Source organism: Janthinobacterium sp. GW458P, assembly GCF_002127585.1.
In the GTDB taxonomy this organism is placed as follows: Bacteria; Pseudomonadota; Gammaproteobacteria; order Burkholderiales; family Burkholderiaceae_D; genus Janthinobacterium.
Map to the genome: position 1 here is coordinate 1 of NZ_NEGZ01000064.1, position 20,079 is coordinate 20,079.

Below are 20,079 nucleotides of genomic sequence, written 5' to 3' on the forward strand. Positions count from 1 at the left end.
GGCGGCGGCACGGCCGGCGCCGCGGGCGCGGATGGCTTGGCCGCGCCGGCCTGCGCCTGCCCGCAGTACGGGCAATGGCTGACGGCGGTCCACAGACCGGTCTTGCATTTGATGCAGATATCCAAAACTAATCCTTCATTCCAGCGTCATTCCAGCGTTCACAAGGGCGGCGGCATCAACGGTGGCGGCGCGCTGAGGAACAGGGGCGCCAGCTCGGGGAACTGGGCCAGGTCGGCCCAGGCCGGCAAACCGGCGCGCCACACCTTGGTGCTGCCAGGTACGACCTGCCCCGCCTGCACGTACTGCACGATCTGCTGGGCCGTGAACGGTCCCTGCTGCTGGCCGTTTATGCCCAGGAAATACTGATACTCCACCAGCGGCGGCGGCATGCCGCCCAGCGGTGGCGGCGCCATGCCAAAGGCCGGCGCCACGGCGGCGGCCGGCGCGCTGGCCGGGCGCAGCAATTGCTCCAGGCGTCCCGCCTCCAGCATTTCCGCCTTGACCGCATATTTCAGGCGCGGCTGGCCGTCCGCTTCCGGTTCGCGCACTTCCCAGTCGTAGGCGTCGCCGTCGGAGTCGCCGATGACGTTCGCCCACTCCTTCAGCCGGCCCAGCAGGGCTTGCACCGTGCGGTCGAGCTCATCGCTGGCCATGCCCTTGCGGCGCGCCGACTCGCGCAGGCGCGCGCCCACTTCGGCGGAAATGGCGCTGCCAAAGCCGACGTAAGGCAGCTGCGAGCCGTCGGCCTGCGCCACCAGCTTGGGCGCATACACCGTGCGTTCATAGTATTTTGCCAGCGCCGCCATGGCCGCCGTCTGCACGGCGTCAAGCGCCGTCAATTTTTCCTCGATGCGCAGGGCGATGTTTTTCTCGTACGAGGCGGGCATGCCGTTCTGGCGGATGGCCCGTTCGTTGCCGATGCGGCGCAAATCGCCCGGTTCGACGGCAAACTGATACTGGCCCGGCGGCACGACTCTGCCCGTGTGGCGCGTCAGCACGCCCAGCATGATCGCTTGCAGGAATTCGCCGAAGTCTTCGGCCAGGCGTTTCATCTCGTCCGTATTCGGCGCGATCGGATGCGTAAATTGCGTTGGATCAATATGCGTGTGGGTCGGCGCCTTGTCGTTGTCGCCTTCCTTGCGGTAGCTGGTGCGCCAGCCTTCCAGGCCGCGCAGCACCGTCATCGGCACGCCGGCCAGTTCGCAATAGCAGACGGCGCGCCCACGCGTGCCCGTCTCGACGATTTCCAGCTGGCTCACCGTGATGCCCACCTGGGTCGGCACGCACGATTCAAGCTCGGCGCCGAATTTCGCCTTGAAGCCGGCCGCGTTGGCCACGCCGATCACGCACTTGAACTGGTCCGACACGACCGTGAAGTCGCCCGCCATGTTGGCGTCGATCCACGGCATGGAGCAGGCCAGCAGCTTGCGGAAACGGTCCAGGCGTTCGGACACGTCCATCTGTTCCAATGCCTCGAACAGGGGATCGGGCGTGCTCGTCGCCCCTTCCGCCAGGCCCGCCGTGGCGATCATGTTCTCGGCCATGCGCGTGACCTTGGCCAGGATCAAGCCCCGCTGCGCCGGTTCGCCCAGCATGGGGAACAGGGCTTTCGAGCCGCCCATGTCCTTGAACGCTTCATCGGCCCACTGGCGCAAGGTGGCCGCCGACGGCAGCGCAATGTCTTTTTCCGTGACGGGAATGACGATCAGGGTCGCGTGTTCCTTGTCCAGGTCCTTTTGCAGGATGGAATTGGCCGTTTTCAGTTCGGCCAGCATGGCCAGCACGCCTTCGCGGCCCGTTTGCAGCTCGCCCACCAGGCCATTCCACTGCGCGCGGCCCTGCGCATCGACGCCGACCCGGTTGCCCAGCCAGCGCGACAGCTCGCCCAGCAGAATGACGGACTCGTCCGCCGCCTTGGCGCGCAGATGGAATTTCAGCGCATTCGCCATTTCCGTACGCAGATGATCCATCACCACGCCGGCCTGCTTTTCGCCATTGCTGAGGAAGCCGAAGGTGCTGCGCGTCTGCTCCAGGTTGTTCAGCAGGCGCTCGTATTCGCGCGAACGCACGGCTTCCTTGATTTCGCGGTAGCGCTCGGCATTCGCGCCGATCTGCGCCGTCAAGCCGCTGCCCGGCGCCTCGATGCGGTCCTTGATCTGTTCCACCAGCGACAGCACGTATTCCAGGCCGCCAAATTCCTTGTTATCAAGATAGCCATACAGCTGGTCGCGCACGACTTTCTTGACGTCGTCGAGCACTTCGCGGCGGCGCTTGCTGATGCGGTCTTCCGTCGTGTCGGCCGTGGAATCCTGGTCGCGCACGGCGTCGCGTTCCAGGTGCTTCATGGCGTCGCGCACCTGGGCCGGCCATTCGCTGCGGTCAAAGCCCGTGCGGATATCGTTGATGCGCGTGTTGACGCGGTTTTCCACGCCGGCCAGCAAGTGGCCGTGGCGGTCTTCCAGCAATTCGTCGACGACGCGGAAATCGATGAAATCGCCGCTGGAGCGCTTCAGTTCGATGCTCTTGTCGGAAAATTCGGGGAAATCACTGAACGGCGTGCCCTTCAGGAACATATTTGCAGCCAGGAAATTATCACGCTGCGTATCCGTGGCGCGGTTGGCGCCCGCATCCGTGCCGCCCACGCCGAAGAACGCCTGCAGCATGGCGCCGGCCCAGCGGTGGGCCCGCTCGTCGCGCGCCGCTTCCTGGCGCGTATCGAGCACGGCCATGCCGAACGAGGAAAAGCGCTTCGAGAAATACAGACGCATGTCGCCGAAGCGGTCTTGCGGCACGGGCGCGTTGTACAGCGAATTCTTGTGCTGCGCCTGGTTGACGGCGATCGAGCGCTTGGCGCGCGCAAAGTCGGCCGAGGCGAAATCCTCAAACAGCGAATCGGCCACCATGTGGTAGACGTCGCTGACTTCCTTGGTGTGCTGCTGCGCAAGATTGCCCGAATCGATCAGGTAGACCTCGCTGTACGGCTCGCGCGTCAGCTCGGGGCGGTCATATGCATCCCAGCGGCCCACATAGCCCTTGTTGCCCATCATGGCCGATTCCAGCTCCATCAGCGCCGCATAGCCGTTGGCCTCGACCCTGTCCTTGTTGGCCTTGGTGTAGCCGGTCGGCAAGAACAGCATCAGCTCCACGTCGGCCGCGCCCACTTCGCTGCGCGCCAGCCAGCGCGCCAGCAAGCCCATGTCGAGGAAGGAGCCGGAACCCGTGCCGCCGGCCACGGAACCGACGATGACGATGCGGAAACGGTTCGTTTCCATGCGCAAACCCAGTTCGGCCAGCTGGCGCTCGTGCGACAGGCCCGCCTTCAGCGCTTTCAGCTTCAGGCGGATCTTGTCGCGGATCTTCGCGTACTTGTCAAAGAAGTACAGGCGCGAGACGGCGCGGATCTGCCCGGCGCCGCTGCTCATGTCGAAACGCAGTTCGCGGATGCGCTGCGGCGTCAGCGGCAGCCATTCCTTGATGTGCGGATATTTCTCCAGAGAATCTTCATCACGGCTGTACTTGTCCATGTCGAACGATTCGACCACCTTGTCGTCGTCCGTGAACTTCACCTGGTCGAACTGCAAGTCCTTCGCCTGCGACTCGCCGCTTTCGATCACGGCGCCATTATCGAGGTCGAAATGGATGAATTGCGCGATGGGAAAGTCGGCCAGCCCCTCGATGCGCGTGCGGTTGCCCGCGCCGCCCCACAGGGTGTTGAGGATGCGCCGGCGCACGCGCATCAGCACCTGCATGCCCGTGCCGCCGATGCCGATGAACAGGGTCGGGCGCAGTTCGATGATCTTGTCCTGCTTGCGCTCGCTGGCGCCGCCGGGGATGGTTTGGTTCAGGTTCTCTGCCATGGCGATTCCTTGGATGAAACGGGTTGCCGCTTAGCGGCGGCTGGAGGTGAACGTCAACAGCAACGCTACCAGGCCCACCAGCACCAGCGGTCCCATGAACAGTGGCGCGAGGAATTTATGCGCGTTCACGGCCGCCAGCACGACGCCCGTCGCCAGGCTGGCCAGGAAGATGAACAGCCACCAGCCCGAGGCATTGGCCTTGTTCGGCGGCACGCGCTTGGCCACGAGGCCGTTCGCGTAGGCATTCTTGGCAAAGAAAAAGGCGATGAACAGCAGCAACAGCACGACGCCGCCGATCAGGGTGTCGCGCGACGAGGTGTCGGTGGTGGCGGCCGCGTCAAACGCGGGCGCGGCTTCGGTCGTTGCGGTGGTGGCCGCTGATGCGGCGGCATCGGCGGCCGGCGGCGCGGATGCCGGGGCCGGCAAAGTGAAACCTGCGTTGTCTTTGGGAGTGTCTTGCGCCATGGTATGCCTCTGATGGGTTTGAATAGTTTAAAAGGAAATCGTTATCAGGCCAGGCTCAGGCTGCGGCCTTCGGCCACGCGCACGACGGCCGGCTTGCCCAGGCCACGCTTGAGTTCGCCAATATCGCGGCCGTCATCGTCGCGGATCTGCACGCTTTTGAACGGTTTTAATAACACTTGGCGCTGCACGCCGTCGGCCAGCACCTTGTAGCGCGTGGCGCGCGTGCCAAGCAAGCCCAGCGCCAGCAAGCCCAGCACCAGCGCCAGCACGCCGCCGAGGATGACCAGCACGGGCAGCAGCGGATACTGGATGCGCACCAGCAGCGGTATCGTTGCCTGCGACGCGCGCACGCTGTCGGGCGGCGTGAACATGCCAGAGATCGGGTCGCCGGGGAACAGTTCCTGCAAATCCTTGCCGAAGCTGGACGCCAGCGCCAGCCGCTGCTCCGACAGGCCCACCTGCGCCTGCAGGGGCAGCAGCACCTGCTTGCCCATGGCGGCCATCGCCTGCGCCGACCACGGCGACGGGATCTGCGCCATCGGCAGCGCAAACTGTACCTGCACGGACTGGCTGGCGCCCGGCTGCAGCTGGCGGATTTGATCTGGCGCAACGTGCAGCGGCGCGTTCCGGCCCGCCAGGCTGGCGTGCACCTTGGCGCTGTCGATCACGTACGGGAAAAACATGTTTTGCAGGGACGCCTGCAGCACCACTTGCGGCACCAGCTTCGCCGCATCGACGTCGAGCACGATGGTGCGCCCGTCGCGGCCCAGGCTGGCGTGCACATTGGGACTGTTCTTGACGGACTGGGGCACGATGCGCACGGCATCCTGGTCCACCGGTTTCAGGCGCGCGGGCGGGCGCGTCAGCACTTGCGACAGCCGCCCCTCGGCCAGGATGCGGGTCAACGCCTCGGACGCGGGCTGGCCATATGCGAGCGCATACACCATCAAGCCCTTGGCGCTGTACAGCTTGCCCTGCACGGGCATGCGCAGCGGAAACACCACCGTCTTGGTGATCGACGGTTCCAGGTGCAGCAGGCGGTAAAAGTCGCGGTTGCGTTCGGCCGTCTGGCTGTCGTTGTTCGGGCTGTTCTTGTTATTGGTAAAGATCCACACGATGCCGGAGGCGGACTGGAACGGCCCCGTGATGGTCTTGGTGACGGCTTCCTGGAAGTCCGTGTCGGCCAGCGCGCCGCCGGCGCCCTTGCGCGCCAGGCCGAGACCGGCCAGCTGGGCGGCCACGCCGGCGCCGCCCTGCCCCTGCCCGATCAGCGCTGGCGACACATTGCTGCCGCTGCTCTGGCTGAAGGCCAGGGTGTAGACCTTGTCGGACGGCCCCGTGGCGGCCTGCGCCACGGCACCCACGAGGGCTTTGAGCTGCGAATGCTCATCCGTATAAAACGGCTCCATCCAGCCCGAGTTTTGCACCAGAAACGCCTGCTGGATGCCGGCCGCGTGCGCGGCGGCGGCGCTGAAAAACGCGGCGCAAGCCACGGTCAGTAAGCGCGCCTTCATGCCTGCAATTTCCAGCCATCAATACGCGACAGCAGCGGGTGGTAGGCCCACAGCATGCCTTCGTGGACAAACAGGCGTACGCGCCACGGCTCGCTGACGGCGAAGGTGTGAAACACGGTTTCGCGCAACTCATCGTCCTGCACCAGCTGGGCCGCCAGGCGCTCGTTCGAGCGCAGCACGCTCGACAGGCCGGCGCTGGTGGCGAACTTCACGCCAAACACGCTGCTGCTTACACCGGACTCGGCACCGGATTCGAGCAGCGGCATGACGGCCTGGTTCTTGCCGCCGTCGTCGCCGTGTTCCGGCTCTTCCCACGGCGCCGTTTTCAGCTTGGTGGCGAAGCGGTAATTGAAGCTGCCCGAACACAGGCGCGGCGCCAGCGCGTCGGCCTTCTCGGCCTGGACGCCCAGTTTCACGTACACATACGTGCCGCGTCGGCTTTCAAAGCACAGCTGCCACAGCCCGCCGTCGCGCGACAGATAGGGGCTGCCGAACTCGAAATGCGGCACCAGCCCTTCCGGCCACGGCGTAAACGAAGCGGCCACGTTGCCGTCCGGCTGCAGCTGCAAGCGCAGCTGGCCGTTGGCACAGGGCCACACGGCCATGCGGTTGTAGGCCACGGGCGCGCCGACGGCGCCCAGATCCATCATGCCGTCGAGCAGCACGTCGCTGCCCTGCTTTTGCGCGGCGTCAAGGTTGACGAAACGGATGCGGCCGTCGTCGTCGCGCAGCGGCGCCCACAGGCGGCTCTGGAACCAGACGGGCGCGGCCGCGCACGGCGCGCCGCCCACATGCTCGACCACATAAGTGAGCGAAGGCACGTCGGGACGGATGCAGGCCAGGCCGTGGCTGGTCGGCAAGACCAGCACACTGTTGAAATCCGGCACCAGCTCGGCGCGCCAGGCGCCGTGGGCCAGGTCCGATTCGGCCAGCAGGCTGCCATAGTCGGGGTCCAGCGCCAGCCAGCGCTTCGAGGCGGGCAGCCAGGCGTGCAACACGGCCTTGCGCGGGTCGAGCGCCAGCAGCGCGGGCGCACTGGTGCCGAACCGGGCGGAAAAGAATTCATACTCGCCCGGCGGCGGCATGGGCAGCGACGCTTCCGCCTGCGCATGTTCCTCGCGCGCGCGCTGGTCGGCCAGTTTCAGGGGCACATTGGCCTGGCGCAAGCCGGCCGCGCCAGCCGGCGGCATGTCGCTGACGGGATGCGCGCCGAAAGGAGGAACCCAAGGCGCTCCCCCGGACGGCGTGGCGGCCGCCTCGGGCGGCACTTGCAAGGCGACGCCCGAAGCGGGGTCAAACGCGAATTCAGGCGGAAACTGCCGCACGGCTTCGCCGTCGGCGCCAGGCAGGCGCCGGGCGTGCATCAGCTTGCCGATATCGGCCTGGCTCAGTAAAGGCGAGACGTTCTGCCCGTCCGCGCTGCGCTGCATGCTCCACGCGCCAGCGTCATCCAAGTACCAGGCGCCGGAAGGCAGTGGCCAATCCCCAGAAGTTTTAAGGTCCATTATTTTTTCTATGACTAACAACAAGCGCCATGCAATGGCGCCGAACACGCTAGGACGGGCTGGGGCTGTGGAAACAGGATCCCAGCCCGGGCTATTCTCATAGTAACGTCTTTTTATCTACATGGAAACATTGGATAAGTTTTCACCATGATGGCCGGCGCCACGCCAGCAACACGCAATGACACTTATGACAATATTGCCTATCCTTGCTGGGCCCGCACTTTCGTCAGCAGCTTGGTGGTCGAACGGTCGTGCTCGAAGTCGATGGCCACGGCCTGGCCGCCGTACGCCAGCACGGCGCGTCCTTCCGGAATGGCCGTCATGTCGTAGTCGCCGCCCTTGGCATAGATTTCCGGTTCGATTTCCTGCACCACGGCCAAAGCGCTGTCTTCCGAGAACGGCACGACCAGGCTCACCGCTTCCAGCGCGGCCAGCACGGCCATGCGGTCCTCGCAGTTGTTCAGGGGACGGTCGTCGCCCTTGCCCAGGCGTTTCACCGAAGCATCAGTATTCACGGCAACGATCAGCGAAGCGCCCAGCGCGCGCGCCTGCGCCAGGTAGGTCACGTGGCCGCGGTGCAGGATGTCGAACACGCCGTTCGTCACCACCACCGGTTTCGGCAGCGCTTGCGCGCGCGCGCGCAGTTCATCACGGCCGCACAGTTTGTTTTCAAAATCAGGCATCGATATCTCTTGTTGGGTTAAATATGATCTCGCTCAGGGGTGGCTATCGCCATGGATGCCGCCGCTGTCCTGGCGCCAGGCATCGATGAGGGCAGCGGTGGCCGGTTCCAGGCTGTCTTCGGCGATGGAATCTTGCCGGTAATAAATCATCAGCGCATACACGCCGGCCAGGCGGCTGACGGGCGCCGACAGCGCATACTCGTTGCCGCGCGCCGGCTGCCGCGCACGCCAGTAATTAATCGCCGCTTCCAGCGCCTGTATGTGCACATCCATCGCCCTCTCCCTCCACCGCCCACTCCCGCATTATAGGGGGCGATCCGCTACAATACGCCATCGGCGCCACAGTTTCACGTTCGCGCCACCTTTCATTCATTGCAAGTAAGTACTTCCTGTGTTTCAATCAACCTATGACACTGACTGAACTGAAATATATCGTTGCAGTCGCGCGAGCGAAGCACTTCGGCCATGCCGCCGAAGCCTGTTTCGTTGCCCAACCCACCTTGTCAGTGGCCATCAAGAAACTCGAAGACGAACTGGGCGTGGTCCTGTTCGAACGGGGCGGCGCGGAAATCTCCGTCACGCCCCTGGGCGCGCAAATCATCGCGCAAGCCGAGCGCGTGCTGGAACAGACGGCCGCCATCAAGGAACTCGCCAAGCAGAACAAGGACCCGCTGGCCGGCCCCCTGCGCCTGGGCGTGATCTATACGATCGGCCCCTACCTGCTGCCGCCCTTGGTCAAGGCCATGATAGACCAGGTGCCGCAAATGCCCTTGATCTTGCAGGAAAACTTCACGGTTCGCCTGCTCGAACTGCTGCGCCAGGGCGAACTGGACGTGGCCATCATGGCCCTGCCCCTGCCAGAGCACGGCATGGCCATGCAGGAACTGTATGACGAGCCTTTCGTCGTGGCCATGCCGCGCCAGCATCCATGGACGGCGCGCGCGCGAATCGCCGCGCAGGACTTGAAGTCGGAAACCATGCTGCTGCTGGGCAACGGCCACTGCTTCCGCGACCAGGTGCTGGAAGTGTGCCCCGAAATGGCGCGCTTTTCCTCGCCCGGCAACGGCATGCAGCGCACGTTTGAAGGTTCCTCGCTGGAAACTATCCGCCACATGGTGGCCAGCGGCATCGGCCTGACGGTCTTGCCGCGCGCCTCGGTCGCCAATATGCACGCCACCGACGGCATGCTCGAATACCGGCCCTTCGCCGAACCCGTGCCGTCGCGCCGGGTGGTGATGCTGTGGCGCAAGAGCTTTACGCGCAAGGCCGCCATCGACGCCCTGTGCGCGGCCATCGCCAGCTGCAACTTGCCTGGCATCACCCCCTTGTGCGAAGACGACGAATAGTACATTTACATACTATTTGCGATAATCGACCTTTCTCCTCAACAAGATCGAGTCTTCCATGAACAAGCTGGCGCTGTATTTCCGCCTGATACGGCTGGACAAGCCTATCGGTACCGTATTGCTGCTGTGGCCTACCCTGTGCGCGCTGTGGCTGGCGCAGCAGGGCGTGCCGGACTGGCGGCTGCTGCTCATCTTTACGCTTGGCACTTTCCTGATGCGCTCGGCCGGCTGCGCCATCAATGACTACGCCGACCAGGATATCGACAAATTCGTCAAGCGCACGATGGACCGCCCCATCACCAGCGGGCGCATCAGCGGCAAGGAAGCGCTGGCTGTGGCCGGCGTGCTCGCCGTGCTGGCCTTCTGCCTGATCCTGCCCCTCAATGCGCTGACCAAGCAATTGTCGGTGGCGGCCGTCATCATCGCCGGCACCTACCCGTACTTCAAGCGTTTCTTTGCGATTCCGCAAGCGTACCTGGGCATCGCCTTCGGCTTCGGCATCCCCATGGGCTTTGCCGCCATCACGGGCAGCGTGCCCGTCGTCGCCTGGCTGCTGCTGCTGGGCAATGTCTTCTGGGCCGTGGCCTACGATACGGAATACGCGATGGTCGACCGCGACGACGATCTGAAAATCGGCATCAAGACCTCGGCCATTACCTTCGGCCGCTACGACGTGGCCATCGTCATGCTGTGCTATGCCGCTTTCTTGCTGCTGTGGCTGGTCTGCGGCTGGCACCTGGGCTTGCGCTACTGGTATGTGGCGGGGCTGCTGGTGGCGGCCGGCTGCGCCGTTTACCACTACACCTTGATCCGCGCACGCGAGCGTATGCCGTGTTTTGCGGCATTCCGGCATAATAACTGGCTAGGAGCAGCGGTGTTTGCGGGGGTGGTGCTGGACTTTGCTTTCCGTTAATCAATGATCCTTGCGCCGCGGCAGCCTTTGAGGCGGCGCAAGACAAGCCGGCCGCTGCTGTCTACACTGGTATTTCACTGTGCAGTTTCACTTCCATGAGGTAATACATGAACTCGATACATACCGGAAAATCCAGCAACGACAGCGTCCTCGCCGACGCCGACAAGGCGCGTGAAAAACTGGCTGGCGACCTGAAAAACGTCATCCATGAAGCGGAAGGCTGGCTCGATGGCGCCAAGGACCAGACGGGCGAGAATGTCAAAGCCGTCAAGGACAAGTTCATCGCCACCCTGGAAACGGCCAAGAAGGATTTGATCAAGCTGGAAGAAGACTTGCTCGAACGTACCAAGAAGGCGGCCAAGGCCACCGATGAATACGTGCAGGACAATCCATGGAAAGCCGTGGGCGCGGGCGCCGTCGTGGGCGTGCTGTTCGGCCTGCTGTTGTCCTCGCGCCGCTAGACGCCAAAGCGACGCCCCCCTCCGGCGGCAGGCGCGCCGGGCAGCATCGACGGCACGGCCGTCCCTGATACGAAAGGCAGCAATGGCTATCGTTCATCATGTCGCCCAGGTCGCAGCGACCCTCGCCGCCATCGTCCAGACCCGTCTGGCCCTGGCGGCCGTCGAAATGGAAGAAGAGTCGCTGCGCTTCCTGTCCTATCTGGCGCTGGCCATGCTGGCGCTGCTATGCCTGTTCGTTGGCCTGGTCTTGATCGTATTCCTCGTCATCGTACTGTTCTGGGATACGCACCGCATCGCCGCCATCGCCGTCACGGCCGCCGTCTTCATCGCTGCCGCCCTCGCCACCCTGCTGGGCGTGCGCGCCAGTTTCCGCAGCAAGCCGAAACTGCTGTCCTTCACACTTTCCGAACTGAACAAGGACCTGGACGCGCTGCAACTGCTGGCCCGCCGGGGATCGGAGCGGCCATGACCACGCATCCCACCAAACTGTCGCATGTCCACACGGCCGCCAGCCTGGCGCAGCGGCGCGACGCGCTGCTGGCCGAATGCGCGCTGCAGCGCCTGGCCCTGGGCGTGCAGACGCGCCAGCTGCTGGAACCTTTGACGGGCGGCAACCTGCGCCACACGCTGGCCACGCGTTTTAAAATTCCCCTGATGCTGGGCGGCGCCGTGCTGGGCCTGCTGCTGGTGCGCCCGCGCCGCTTCCTGCCGCTGCTGCGGGCCAGCGGCGCGCTGCTCAGGCACGCCAGCACCGCCCTGCCCGTCATGCTGGCGCTGGCACGGCGTTTCAGMAAGAAARAAACACCGCCGTAACTATTTTTGCTCCTGGCTGCATCCAAATGACAGGCCCGTGCGTATGTAGCATATCAACCAGCCGGTTGAGCCAACGACCAGGAGTTCGCCATGCATGCCTTCATCGCCCCACGCCCTACCGCCCCCTCGCTCGCCGTCCTGTGCGCCGCCCTGCTCGTGGCCGCCTGCGCGCCCATGGGCGCGCGCTATTCGCAGGAACAATTGCCGAACGCCGTGCAAGTGCCCGCTGGCCACCAGGTGGCCATGCAAACGGTGGGCGTGGGCAAGATCGCCTACGAATGCAAAGCGAAAAAAGACATGACGGGACATGAATGGGCCTTCGTGGGACCGGACGCGGCCCTGAACGACCGCAACGGCATGCAGGTGGGCACCTATGCAGGCCCACCGGCCACCTGGAGCAGCCTGGACGGCTCGGCAGTGACGGCCACGCAAGTGGCCGTGGCGCCGGCCGGCGCGGGCAATATCCCGTATCAACTGGTAAAAGCCAATCCGGCCATGGGCAGCGGCGCCATGCAGGGCGTCAGCTACATCCAGCGCGTGGCCACCCGCGGCGGCGTGGCGCCAGGCAGCCCTTGCGGCATGGACACCGTCGGCGCCAGACTATGGGTGCCCTACCAGGCCGACTACATCTTCTGGAAAGCCGCATAAGCATCCGGCCTGTCCGGCCCAAGCCGCTTCACGGCCCGGGCCGCGCTGGCGGGCATATCGCCTTACCTGCCCAGCTCGTCCCCCATCTCGCGCCCGCGCTGGGCGGCCGCCTTGATGCCCTTGACGATGGCCGCCTTCACGCCGCTCTCTTCCATGCTGGTGAGCGCCGCATACGTCGTGCCGCCCTTCGAGGTGACGCGCTCGCGCAGCAGGGACACGGGTTCGCTGGAGTTCGCCGCCAGCTGCGCCGCGCCCGTAAACGTGGCAATGGCCAGCTGCGTGCCCTGCTCGGGCGTCAAGCCCAGCTCGGCGGCCGCCTGCTGCATCGCTTCGATAAAATAAAACACATAGGCGGGGCCGCTGCCGGAGACGGCCGTGACGGGGTCGATCTTCGCCTCGTCGTCGAGCCAGACGGTCTGGCCGACGGCGCGCAGGATGGCGTCCGCCGTCTTTTTCTGTTCTTCGCTCACGCCATCGCTGGCCACCATGCCCGTGATGCCCATGCCGATCAGGGCCGGCGTGTTCGGCATGCAGCGCACGATGGCGGAGTAACCGCCGAGCCAGCGCGACAGATCGGCCGCGCGGATGCCGGCCGCGATCGACAGGATCAATGGCGCCCGTTCGCCGTCGAGGAAGGGCAGCAGCTGCGCCGCCACGTCGCGCATGCTTTGCGGTTTCACGGCCAGCACGATCACGTCCACGCCGCGCAGCGCGTCGCTGGCGGACGCAGCCGTCGTGACGCCGAACTGCGCCTGCAGTTTTTCCAGCGCGGGCGCGTGCGGGTCGATCACGTGGATGTTGCCGCCCAGGGTCAGCTTGCCCGCCAGGCCGGCGATCAGGGCCGCGGCCATGTTGCCGCCGCCTACAAAGGCGATATTCAATTCTGTCGTCATGCTTGTTCTCTCTTTATCAGGAATAGTTGCGGGAACCGAAGATGGCGCTGCCCACGCGCACGATGGTGGCGCCCTCGAGCACGGCGGCGCGCAAGTCGGCCGACATGCCCATCGACAGGGTATCGAGCGCCAGGCCGTCCGCCTGCAGTTGTTCGTACAGCGCGCGCAATTGCGCAAACGCAAGGCGTTGGCGGCTGAGATCCGTTTCCGGCTCGGGTATCGCCATCAGGCCGCGCAAGCGCAGGCGCGGCAGTTGCGCCACGGCATGCGCCAGCGCCGGCAAGTCAGCCGGCGTCACGCCGCTCTTGCTCGCTTCGCCGCTGATATTGACTTGCAAACAGATATTCAGGTCCGGCAAGCCGGCCGGGCGCTGCTCGGACAGGCGCACGGCGATCTTTTCCCGCTCCACCGTGTGCACCCAGTCGAAGTGTTCGGCGATGGGGCGCGTCTTGTTGCTCTGGATGGGGCCGATGAAATGCCATGCAGGAACGTGCTGCGGTGCGGCTTCCTTCACAAGAGCGATCTTGTCGAGCGCTTCCTGCAGATAATTTTCGCCAAACGCCATTTGCCCCGCGCGCATGGCCGCCAGCACGGCGTCCGCGCCGAAGGTTTTTGACACGGCCAGCAGGGTCACGTCGGCAGGGGCGCGCTGCGCCTCCAGGGCCGCCTGCGCAATACTGTCGCGCACGGCTTGCAAGTTCTGTTCGATTGTGGACATAATCATTTTCTAGTGTATAGGGGCGGCGGCACGGTGCGCCAGCCCATCAATGCAGGCACAGGGATTATAAATGGACATCTCCGAACTTCTCGCTTTCTCCGTCAGCAACAAGGCTTCCGACCTGCACCTGTCTTCCGGCCTGCCGCCGATGATACGGGTCCATGGCGACGTGCGCCGCCTCAACGTGGCCCCGCTCGAGCACAAGGAAGTGCACGGCATGATCTACGACATCATGAACGACAGCCAGCGCAAGGCCTATGAAGAGGCGCTCGAGTGCGATTTCTCGTTCGAAATTCCCGGCCTGGCCCGCTTCCGCGTCAACGCCTACAACCAGGAACGCGGCGCCTCGGCCGTGCTGCGCACGATTCCGTCGAAGGTGCTGACCCTGGAAGAGCTGAACGCGCCGCGCATCTTCGGCGAGCTGGCCATGCGCCCGCGGGGCCTCGTGCTGGTGACGGGCCCCACGGGTTCGGGCAAGTCGACCACCCTGGCGGCCATGGTGAACCACGTCAACGAACGGCTGAACCACCATATATTGACCATCGAAGACCCGATCGAATTCGTGCATGAGCCGAAGAAATGCCTGATCAACCAGCGCGAAGTCGGGTCGCACACGCACTCGTTCAGCAACGCGCTGCGCTCGGCCCTGCGCGAAGACCCGGACGTGATCCTGGTGGGCGAATTGCGCGACCTGGAAACCATCCGCCTGGCGCTGACGGCGGCCGAGACGGGCCACCTCGTGTTCGGCACCCTGCACACCTCGTCGGCGGCCAAATCCATCGACCGCATCATCGACGTCTTCCCCGCCGAGGAAAAGGAAATGGTGCGCGCCATGCTGTCCGAATCGCTGCAGGCCGTGATTTCGCAAAACTTGCTCAAAACCAAGGATGGCGCGGGCCGCGTGGCCGCGCATGAAATCATGCTGGCCACGCCGGCCGTGCGCAACCTGATCCGCGAAGCGAAAGTGGCGCAGATGTATTCGGCCATCCAGACGGGCAGCAACGTGGGCATGCAGACCCTGGACCAGTGCCTGTCCGACCTGGTGCGGCGCGGCACGATTTCGGCGGAGACGGCCCGCTCGGCCGCCAAGTCGCCTGAAAACTTCCCCGGATAAACCATGCAGACCAACCACGAACACGATGGCGCCATGCACGCGCTGCTGGCGCAGATGCGCGCACGGGGCGGCTCCGACCTGTTCATCACGGCCGGCTTTCCGCCCGCCATCAAGCTCGACGGCAAGCTGACGCCGCTGGCGGGCGGCGCGCTGACAGCGCAGCAGGCGGCCGGCTACGTGCGCGCCGTCATGAACGCGCGCCAGGCGGCCGAGTTCGAGTCCAGCCGCGAAGCCAATTTCGCCATCAGCCCGGACGGCCTGGGGCGCTTCCGCGTGTCCGCCTTCGTGCAGATGGGCCAGGCGGGCATGGTCTTGCGATTGATCAATACCGCCATCCCCACGCTGGATAGCCTGGGCCTGCCCGCCATCCTGCAGGACGTGGTGATGAGCAAGCGCGGCCTCGTCATCATGGTCGGGGCCACGGGCTGCGGCAAGTCGACCACCCTGGCGGCCATGCTGGGCCACCGCAACGCGCACAGCCATGGCCACATCATCACCATCGAAGATCCCGTGGAATTCATCCATCCGCATGGCAACTGCATCGTCACCCAGCGCGAAGTGGGCGTCGACACGGACGACTGGGCCACGGCCCTGAAAAACACCCTGCGCCAGGCGCCCGACGTGATACAGATCGGCGAAATCCGCGACCGCGACACCATGGACCACGCCATCGCGTTTGCCGAGACGGGCCATCTGTGCCTGGCGACCTTGCACGCGAACAACGCCAACCAGGCGCTGGACCGCATCATCAATTTCTTCCCCGAAGAGCGGCGCCAGCAGCTGCTGATGGACCTGTCGCTCAATTTGAAGGGCATGATTTCGCAGCGCCTGATCCCCAACAAGGACGGCAGCGGCCGCCAGGCGGCGCTGGAAATCCTGCTCAATTCGCCGCTGATGAGCGAGCTGATCTTCAAGGGCCAGGTGCACGAGATCAAGGAACTGATGAAAAAATCGCGCGAGCTCGGCATGCAGACCTTCGACCAGGCCCTGTTCGACCTGTACGAGGCGGGCGCCATCAGCTACGAAGACGCGCTGCGCAATGCGGACTCCGTCAACGACCTGCGCCTGACCATCAAACTCAAGGGCGCAACGGCGCCGGCAGCGGCGCCGCCCTCAACGGCCACCAGACTGGGACTCCTGTGACATGAACAACATCCACGATGTCCAGGCCACGGCGCTGGACGGTGCGCCCGTCGACCTGGCGCGCTACAAGGGCAAGGTATTGCTGATCGTCAACACGGCCAGCGCCTGCGGCTTCACGCCCCAATACGCGGGACTCGAAGCGCTGTACCGCGAATTCCACGACCAGGGCCTGGTGGTGCTGGGCTTTCCCTGCAATCAATTCCGCCAGCAGGAACCGGGCTCGAATGCGGAAATCGGCGCTTTTTGCGAAAAGAACTTCGGCGTCACTTTTCCCCTGTTTGCCAAGATCGACGTGAATGGCCCGCATACGCATCCCCTGTTTGCGCAATTGAAGCAGGCGGCGCCCGGCATACTCGGCACGCAGTCGATCAAATGGAATTTCACCAAGTTTTTGGTGCGCAAGGATGGCAGCGTGTTCCGCCGCTACGCGACGGCCAGCAAACCGGCCAGCCTCGTGGCCGACATACGGAAATTGCTACAGGAATAGCGATTCGGTGTTTTTATTAAAGACAACAATCATGCAAAATCAATAAAACCGTATTTATTTCATGCCTGACATCAATATTGTGTTTCCAATAGCAAATTTCAGTGATAATGTTTACATAATTATTCGCAGATATCGATCAAAAAACGATGCCAGTCTTTGGGAAAATATTATCTTCATGGATGCGGATGGGCTGTTATTCCCGCCTTTTCATTCCTATTTTCTTCCTGATACTTGCCGTTTCCGCCGTCCGTTATCACGCCCTGCTCGATACGGAAACGGCGCTGGCCAATTCACGCTACCGGAATGATGCACGGCAACTCGATCTCTACCTGGCCAATACCGTGCTGCCGGTGGCCGTGCAGGCAAACATGGAGAGCTTGCGCGACAACGTGCAGCAGGCGCTGCGCGGCGCCCTGCCGCTGAACCGCAGCCTCGCCTCCGTGCGCTGGGATAGCGGTTCCGAACACATCGAGATACGCGCCGACCGGCAGCTGGCCGAAGAGCTAGCGGCCAAGGTGCCGCCATGGTTTGCGCGCCTGGCCGGCATCACGGCCATCAGCAGCCGCCTGACGGTGGCGCTGCCCGGCGGTGGCGACGGCATCCTCGACCTGCACTACACGCCCAGCCTGCCGCTGACGCAGCTGTGGCACAGCGTACGCCACCAGGCCATGCTGAGCGCCATCAATATCGTCCTCGTTTTTTTGCTGCTGGGGCTGATCCTGGCCTCACACCGCAGGCTGCTGGCGCGCCTCGTGCAGGCCAGCGACCGCTTCCGCGGCGGCGACTTCGCCGTGCGCCTGGCGGCCGGCGGCACGCCAGAGGCGCAAGCCGTGTCGCAGTCATTCAACAGCATGGCCGGCAATATCGAAGAACTATTGAGCTCGCTCAAGACCAGCCAGCGCCAGCTGGGCGAACAGCTGAACGAAACCGTGCACATGCAGCAGGCCCTGCAAAAGCTGTCATGGCAAAACTACAATGACGTGCTGACGGGCTTGCCCAACCGGGCCGCGCTGGCCGCCCGCTTCGAGCAGGAAATGTTCCTCGCCCGCGAACGCCAGCGCCTGCTGGCCGTGTGCCTGTTCGACCTTGACCACTTCCAGGCCATCAACGACCGCCACGGCGCCGAGGCCGGCGATGACATCCTCAAGCAGGTGGCCGGCCGCCTGCACGGCTTTTCAGGGCAGGTCCACTATGCGGCGCGCCTGGGCGGCGATGAATTCGTCCTGCTGCTGTGCGGCCAGGCCAGCATCGCCAGCATCGAACAGAACGTCGCGCAGCTGATGGCCGAGCTGGCCCGCCCCTACCAGTGCGACCAGCAGGCGCTGCACATGACGGCCAGCGCCGGCGTCGCCGTGTATGCGGGCAAGGACCTGAATACGGAAAGCCTGCTGCGCCACGCCGACCACGCCGTCTACCAGGCCAAATTGACGGGGCGCAACCAGTACCACTTCTTCGACACCAATCTCGACGAGGAAGTGCGCACCCACCACAACCAGCGCACGGAAGTGCGCCAGGCCCTGATCAACGGCGAACTGCGGCTGTACTACCAGCCCAAGGTGAACATGCGCGCAGGCACGGTGGTGGGCATGGAAGCGCTGCTGCGCTGGCAGCATCCGCGCCGCGGCGTGCTGGCGCCGGCGCAGTTCCTGCCCCTGGTGGAGCAGACGGATCTGATCATCGATATCGGCGAATGGGTGCTGCGCCAGGCCCTGTGGCAGATGCAGCGCTGGAGCGCCGCCGGCCAGCACTGGGTGGTCAGCGTGAACATCGCGGCGCGCCACTTCCAGCAGCCCGATTTCGTCTCGCGCCTGAAAACCATCCTCGGCGAATTTCCCGGCGTGCGCGCCAGCATGCTGGAACTGGAAATCCTCGAATCGTCGGCCCTGCACGACATCGAGCACGTGCGCCGCATCATCCGCGCCTGCCAGGCGCTGGGCATCACCTTCGCGCTCGACGATTTCGGCACCGGCTACTCGTCGATGTCCTATCTAAAACGCCTGCCGGCCAACATCGTCAAGATCGACCAGAGCTTCGTGCGCAATATGCTCAACGACCGCGACGACCTGCACCTGGTGCGCGCCGTCATCGGCCTGGCCCGTTCGTTTTCGCTGACGGTGATCGCCGAAGGCGTGGAAAGCATCGAACACGGCGCGCGCCTGATCCAGCTGGGCTGTGACCTGGCGCAAGGCTACGGCATCGCCCGCCCCATGCAGGCGGACGCCGTGCTGGAGTGGGCGGATAAATTCATCCCCGCGCCGCAATGGCGTATCGCGCAATACAGCGAAGTACCTATTTGACGGGCGTCAAGGCCGAATCAATCAGCTCGATCCAGTGCCGCACGGGCGTCTGCGTGCCCGACTGCAAATGGCTCAGGCAACCGATATTGGCCGACACGATCATCTCCGGCTCGCACGCTTCCAGGTTCGCCACCTTGTTGTCGCGCAGCTGCTGCGACAGGGCCGGCTGCAGGATCGAATACGTGCCGGCCGAACCGCAGCACAAATGGCTGTCCGCGCACAGGCGCACGTCGACGCCGACGGCGCGCAGCACCTGCTCCACCTTGCCGCGCACCTGCTGGCCGTGCTGCAGGGTGCACGGCGGGTGATACGCCACCCTCTTGGCGATGCGCCCCTTCAGCTGCGCCACCAGCTGCGCCTCAAACGCGGGCATGATCTCGGACAAATCGCGCGTCAACGCCGCGATGCGCCGCGCCTTGTCCGCATACTGCGCATCGTGCGCCAGCAGGTGGCCGTATTCCTTGACCGTGGCGCCGCAGCCCGACGCCGTCATGACGATGGCTTCGGCGCTGTCGACATACGGCCACCAGGCGTCGATATTGCGGCGCATGTCGTCCAGCGCCGCTTCCTGGTCATTCAGGTGATGGCGCAGCGCGCCGCAGCAGCCCGCCTTGGGCGCGACGATCAATTGCACGCCCAGCGCGTCGAGCACGCGCGCCGTGGCCGCGTTGATGTTGGGCGACATGGCCGGCTGCACGCAGCCGTCGAGCAGCAGCATGGTGCGCGCGTGCCGGCGCGCCGGCCATGCCCCCGCATTCGCGCCGGGGCGCAATTTATCCTGCAAGCTTTTTGACAGCAAGGGCCGCAGCGCCTGCCCCGCCTTGTACACGGGCGTAAACAGCCAGCGGCGCGGCAAGGCTTCCTTCAGGGCGAAGCGCAGGGCCCGTTCGCGCAAGGGGCGCTGCACGCGCTGCTCGACGACGTGGCGGCCGATGTCGACCAGGCGCCCGTACTGCACCCCGGACGGACAGGTCGACTCGCAGTTGCGGCAGGTCAGGCAGCGGTCCAGGTGCGTCTGCGTCCTGGCTGTGACGGGCGCGCCCTCCAGTACCTGCTTGATCAGGTAGATGCGTCCGCGCGGCCCGTCGAGTTCATCGCCCAGCAGCTGGTAGGTGGGACAGGTGGCCGTGCAAAAGCCGCAGTGCACGCAGGCGCGCAGGATGGCCCCGGCTTCGTCGCCTGCCGGCGTATTCTTGATGAAATCGGCGAGATTGGTTTGCAT

At 64.6% G+C, this 20,079-nt stretch carries 19 protein-coding genes; 10 read left to right on the forward strand and 9 right to left on the reverse strand.

What is annotated here, in order from left to right; genetic code table 11:
- Window positions 1-158: 158 nt before the first annotated feature.
- The 6 genes from CBW50_RS24830 to CBW50_RS24855 all read right to left on the reverse strand — a co-directional run bounded on the left by CBW50_RS24830 (window position 159) and on the right by CBW50_RS24855 (window position 8,297).
- A complete protein-coding gene (locus CBW50_RS24830) occupies window positions 159-3,857 on the reverse strand; it encodes a tubulin-like doman-containing protein (RefSeq protein ID WP_086147993.1) in 3,699 nt (1,232 codons plus the stop codon).
- 30 nt (window positions 3,858-3,887) lie between these two features.
- Window positions 3,888-4,322, reverse strand: a complete 435-nt coding sequence (locus CBW50_RS24835) for a hypothetical protein (protein ID WP_086147994.1) — start codon at window positions 4,320-4,322, stop codon at window positions 3,888-3,890.
- Between the two features lie 44 nt (window positions 4,323-4,366).
- On the reverse strand, window positions 4,367-5,836 hold the full coding sequence (locus CBW50_RS24840) for a hypothetical protein (RefSeq protein WP_086147995.1): 1,470 nt from the start codon (window positions 5,834-5,836) through the stop codon (window positions 4,367-4,369).
- The gene (locus tag CBW50_RS24845) at window positions 5,833-7,290 is read right to left on the reverse strand and encodes a hypothetical protein (protein WP_139842629.1); all 1,458 of its coding nucleotides are present in this window, start codon (window positions 7,288-7,290) and stop codon (window positions 5,833-5,835) included. Before CBW50_RS24845 ends, CBW50_RS24840 begins: the two co-directional genes overlap by 4 nt.
- 251 nt (window positions 7,291-7,541) lie before the next feature.
- A complete protein-coding gene (gene rfaE2, locus CBW50_RS24850; RefSeq protein ID WP_086147997.1) occupies window positions 7,542-8,024 on the reverse strand; it encodes a D-glycero-beta-D-manno-heptose 1-phosphate adenylyltransferase in 483 nt (160 codons plus the stop codon).
- Between the two features lie 33 nt (window positions 8,025-8,057).
- Window positions 8,058-8,297 (reverse strand): DUF3717 domain-containing protein, encoded by a 240-nt coding sequence (locus CBW50_RS24855; protein ID WP_086147998.1) that lies wholly within the window; start codon window positions 8,295-8,297, stop codon window positions 8,058-8,060.
- Window positions 8,298-8,431: 134 nt separating this feature from the next.
- Here CBW50_RS24855 and CBW50_RS24860 point away from each other — a divergent pair, with 134 nt between their 5' ends.
- The 6 genes from CBW50_RS24860 (at window position 8,432) to CBW50_RS24885 (ending at window position 12,205) form a co-directional block, all read left to right on the forward strand.
- Window positions 8,432-9,370 (forward strand): hydrogen peroxide-inducible genes activator, encoded by a 939-nt coding sequence (locus CBW50_RS24860; RefSeq protein WP_086147999.1) that lies wholly within the window; start codon window positions 8,432-8,434, stop codon window positions 9,368-9,370.
- Window positions 9,371-9,428: 58 nt separating this feature from the next.
- Complete coding sequence (ubiA, locus tag CBW50_RS24865) at window positions 9,429-10,283, forward strand: 4-hydroxybenzoate octaprenyltransferase (protein ID WP_086148000.1); 855 nt, start codon at window positions 9,429-9,431, stop codon at window positions 10,281-10,283.
- Between the two features lie 107 nt (window positions 10,284-10,390).
- Window positions 10,391-10,744 (forward strand): YqjD family protein, encoded by a 354-nt coding sequence (locus tag CBW50_RS24870; protein ID WP_086148001.1) that lies wholly within the window; start codon window positions 10,391-10,393, stop codon window positions 10,742-10,744.
- Window positions 10,745-10,826: 82 nt separating this feature from the next.
- On the forward strand, window positions 10,827-11,213 hold the full coding sequence (locus CBW50_RS24875) for a phage holin family protein (protein WP_086148002.1): 387 nt from the start codon (window positions 10,827-10,829) through the stop codon (window positions 11,211-11,213).
- On the forward strand, window positions 11,210-11,557 hold the full coding sequence (locus tag CBW50_RS24880) for a hypothetical protein (RefSeq protein ID WP_086148003.1): 348 nt from the start codon (window positions 11,210-11,212) through the stop codon (window positions 11,555-11,557). The genes CBW50_RS24875 and CBW50_RS24880 overlap by 4 nt, the downstream gene beginning before the upstream one ends.
- Window positions 11,558-11,647: 90 nt before the next feature.
- The gene (locus tag CBW50_RS24885) at window positions 11,648-12,205 is read left to right on the forward strand and encodes a DUF3455 domain-containing protein (protein WP_086148004.1); all 558 of its coding nucleotides are present in this window, start codon (window positions 11,648-11,650) and stop codon (window positions 12,203-12,205) included.
- 62 nt (window positions 12,206-12,267) lie between these two features.
- Here the strand turns inward: CBW50_RS24885 and proC are convergent, their stop codons facing one another.
- Together proC and CBW50_RS24895 are read right to left on the reverse strand one after the other, a co-directional pair.
- Window positions 12,268-13,098, reverse strand: a complete 831-nt coding sequence (gene proC / locus CBW50_RS24890) for a pyrroline-5-carboxylate reductase (RefSeq protein WP_086148005.1) — start codon at window positions 13,096-13,098, stop codon at window positions 12,268-12,270.
- A gap of 16 nt (window positions 13,099-13,114) precedes the next feature.
- Window positions 13,115-13,816 (reverse strand): YggS family pyridoxal phosphate-dependent enzyme, encoded by a 702-nt coding sequence (locus CBW50_RS24895; RefSeq protein WP_086148016.1) that lies wholly within the window; start codon window positions 13,814-13,816, stop codon window positions 13,115-13,117.
- 70 nt (window positions 13,817-13,886) lie between these two features.
- Here CBW50_RS24895 and CBW50_RS24900 point away from each other — a divergent pair, with 70 nt between their 5' ends.
- The 4 genes from CBW50_RS24900 to CBW50_RS24915 all read left to right on the forward strand — a co-directional run bounded on the left by CBW50_RS24900 (window position 13,887) and on the right by CBW50_RS24915 (window position 18,857).
- Entirely contained in the window at window positions 13,887-14,930 is a 1,044-nt protein-coding gene (locus CBW50_RS24900) for a type IV pilus twitching motility protein PilT (RefSeq protein WP_086148006.1), read from the forward strand.
- 3 nt (window positions 14,931-14,933) lie between these two features.
- Window positions 14,934-16,073: a PilT/PilU family type 4a pilus ATPase gene (locus CBW50_RS24905; RefSeq protein WP_172404878.1), complete on the forward strand. Its 1,140-nt coding sequence runs from the start codon at window positions 14,934-14,936 to the stop codon at window positions 16,071-16,073.
- Window position 16,074: 1 nt separating this feature from the next.
- Window positions 16,075-16,560: a glutathione peroxidase gene (locus tag CBW50_RS24910; RefSeq protein WP_086148007.1), complete on the forward strand. Its 486-nt coding sequence runs from the start codon at window positions 16,075-16,077 to the stop codon at window positions 16,558-16,560.
- Between the two features lie 185 nt (window positions 16,561-16,745).
- On the forward strand, window positions 16,746-18,857 hold the full coding sequence (locus CBW50_RS24915; RefSeq protein WP_086148008.1) for an EAL domain-containing protein: 2,112 nt from the start codon (window positions 16,746-16,748) through the stop codon (window positions 18,855-18,857).
- Here the strand turns inward: CBW50_RS24915 and glcF are convergent.
- A complete protein-coding gene (glcF, locus tag CBW50_RS24920) occupies window positions 18,850-20,079 on the reverse strand; it encodes a glycolate oxidase subunit GlcF (protein ID WP_086148009.1) in 1,230 nt (409 codons plus the stop codon). The two genes, CBW50_RS24915 and glcF, sit on opposite strands and share 8 nt — an antisense overlap.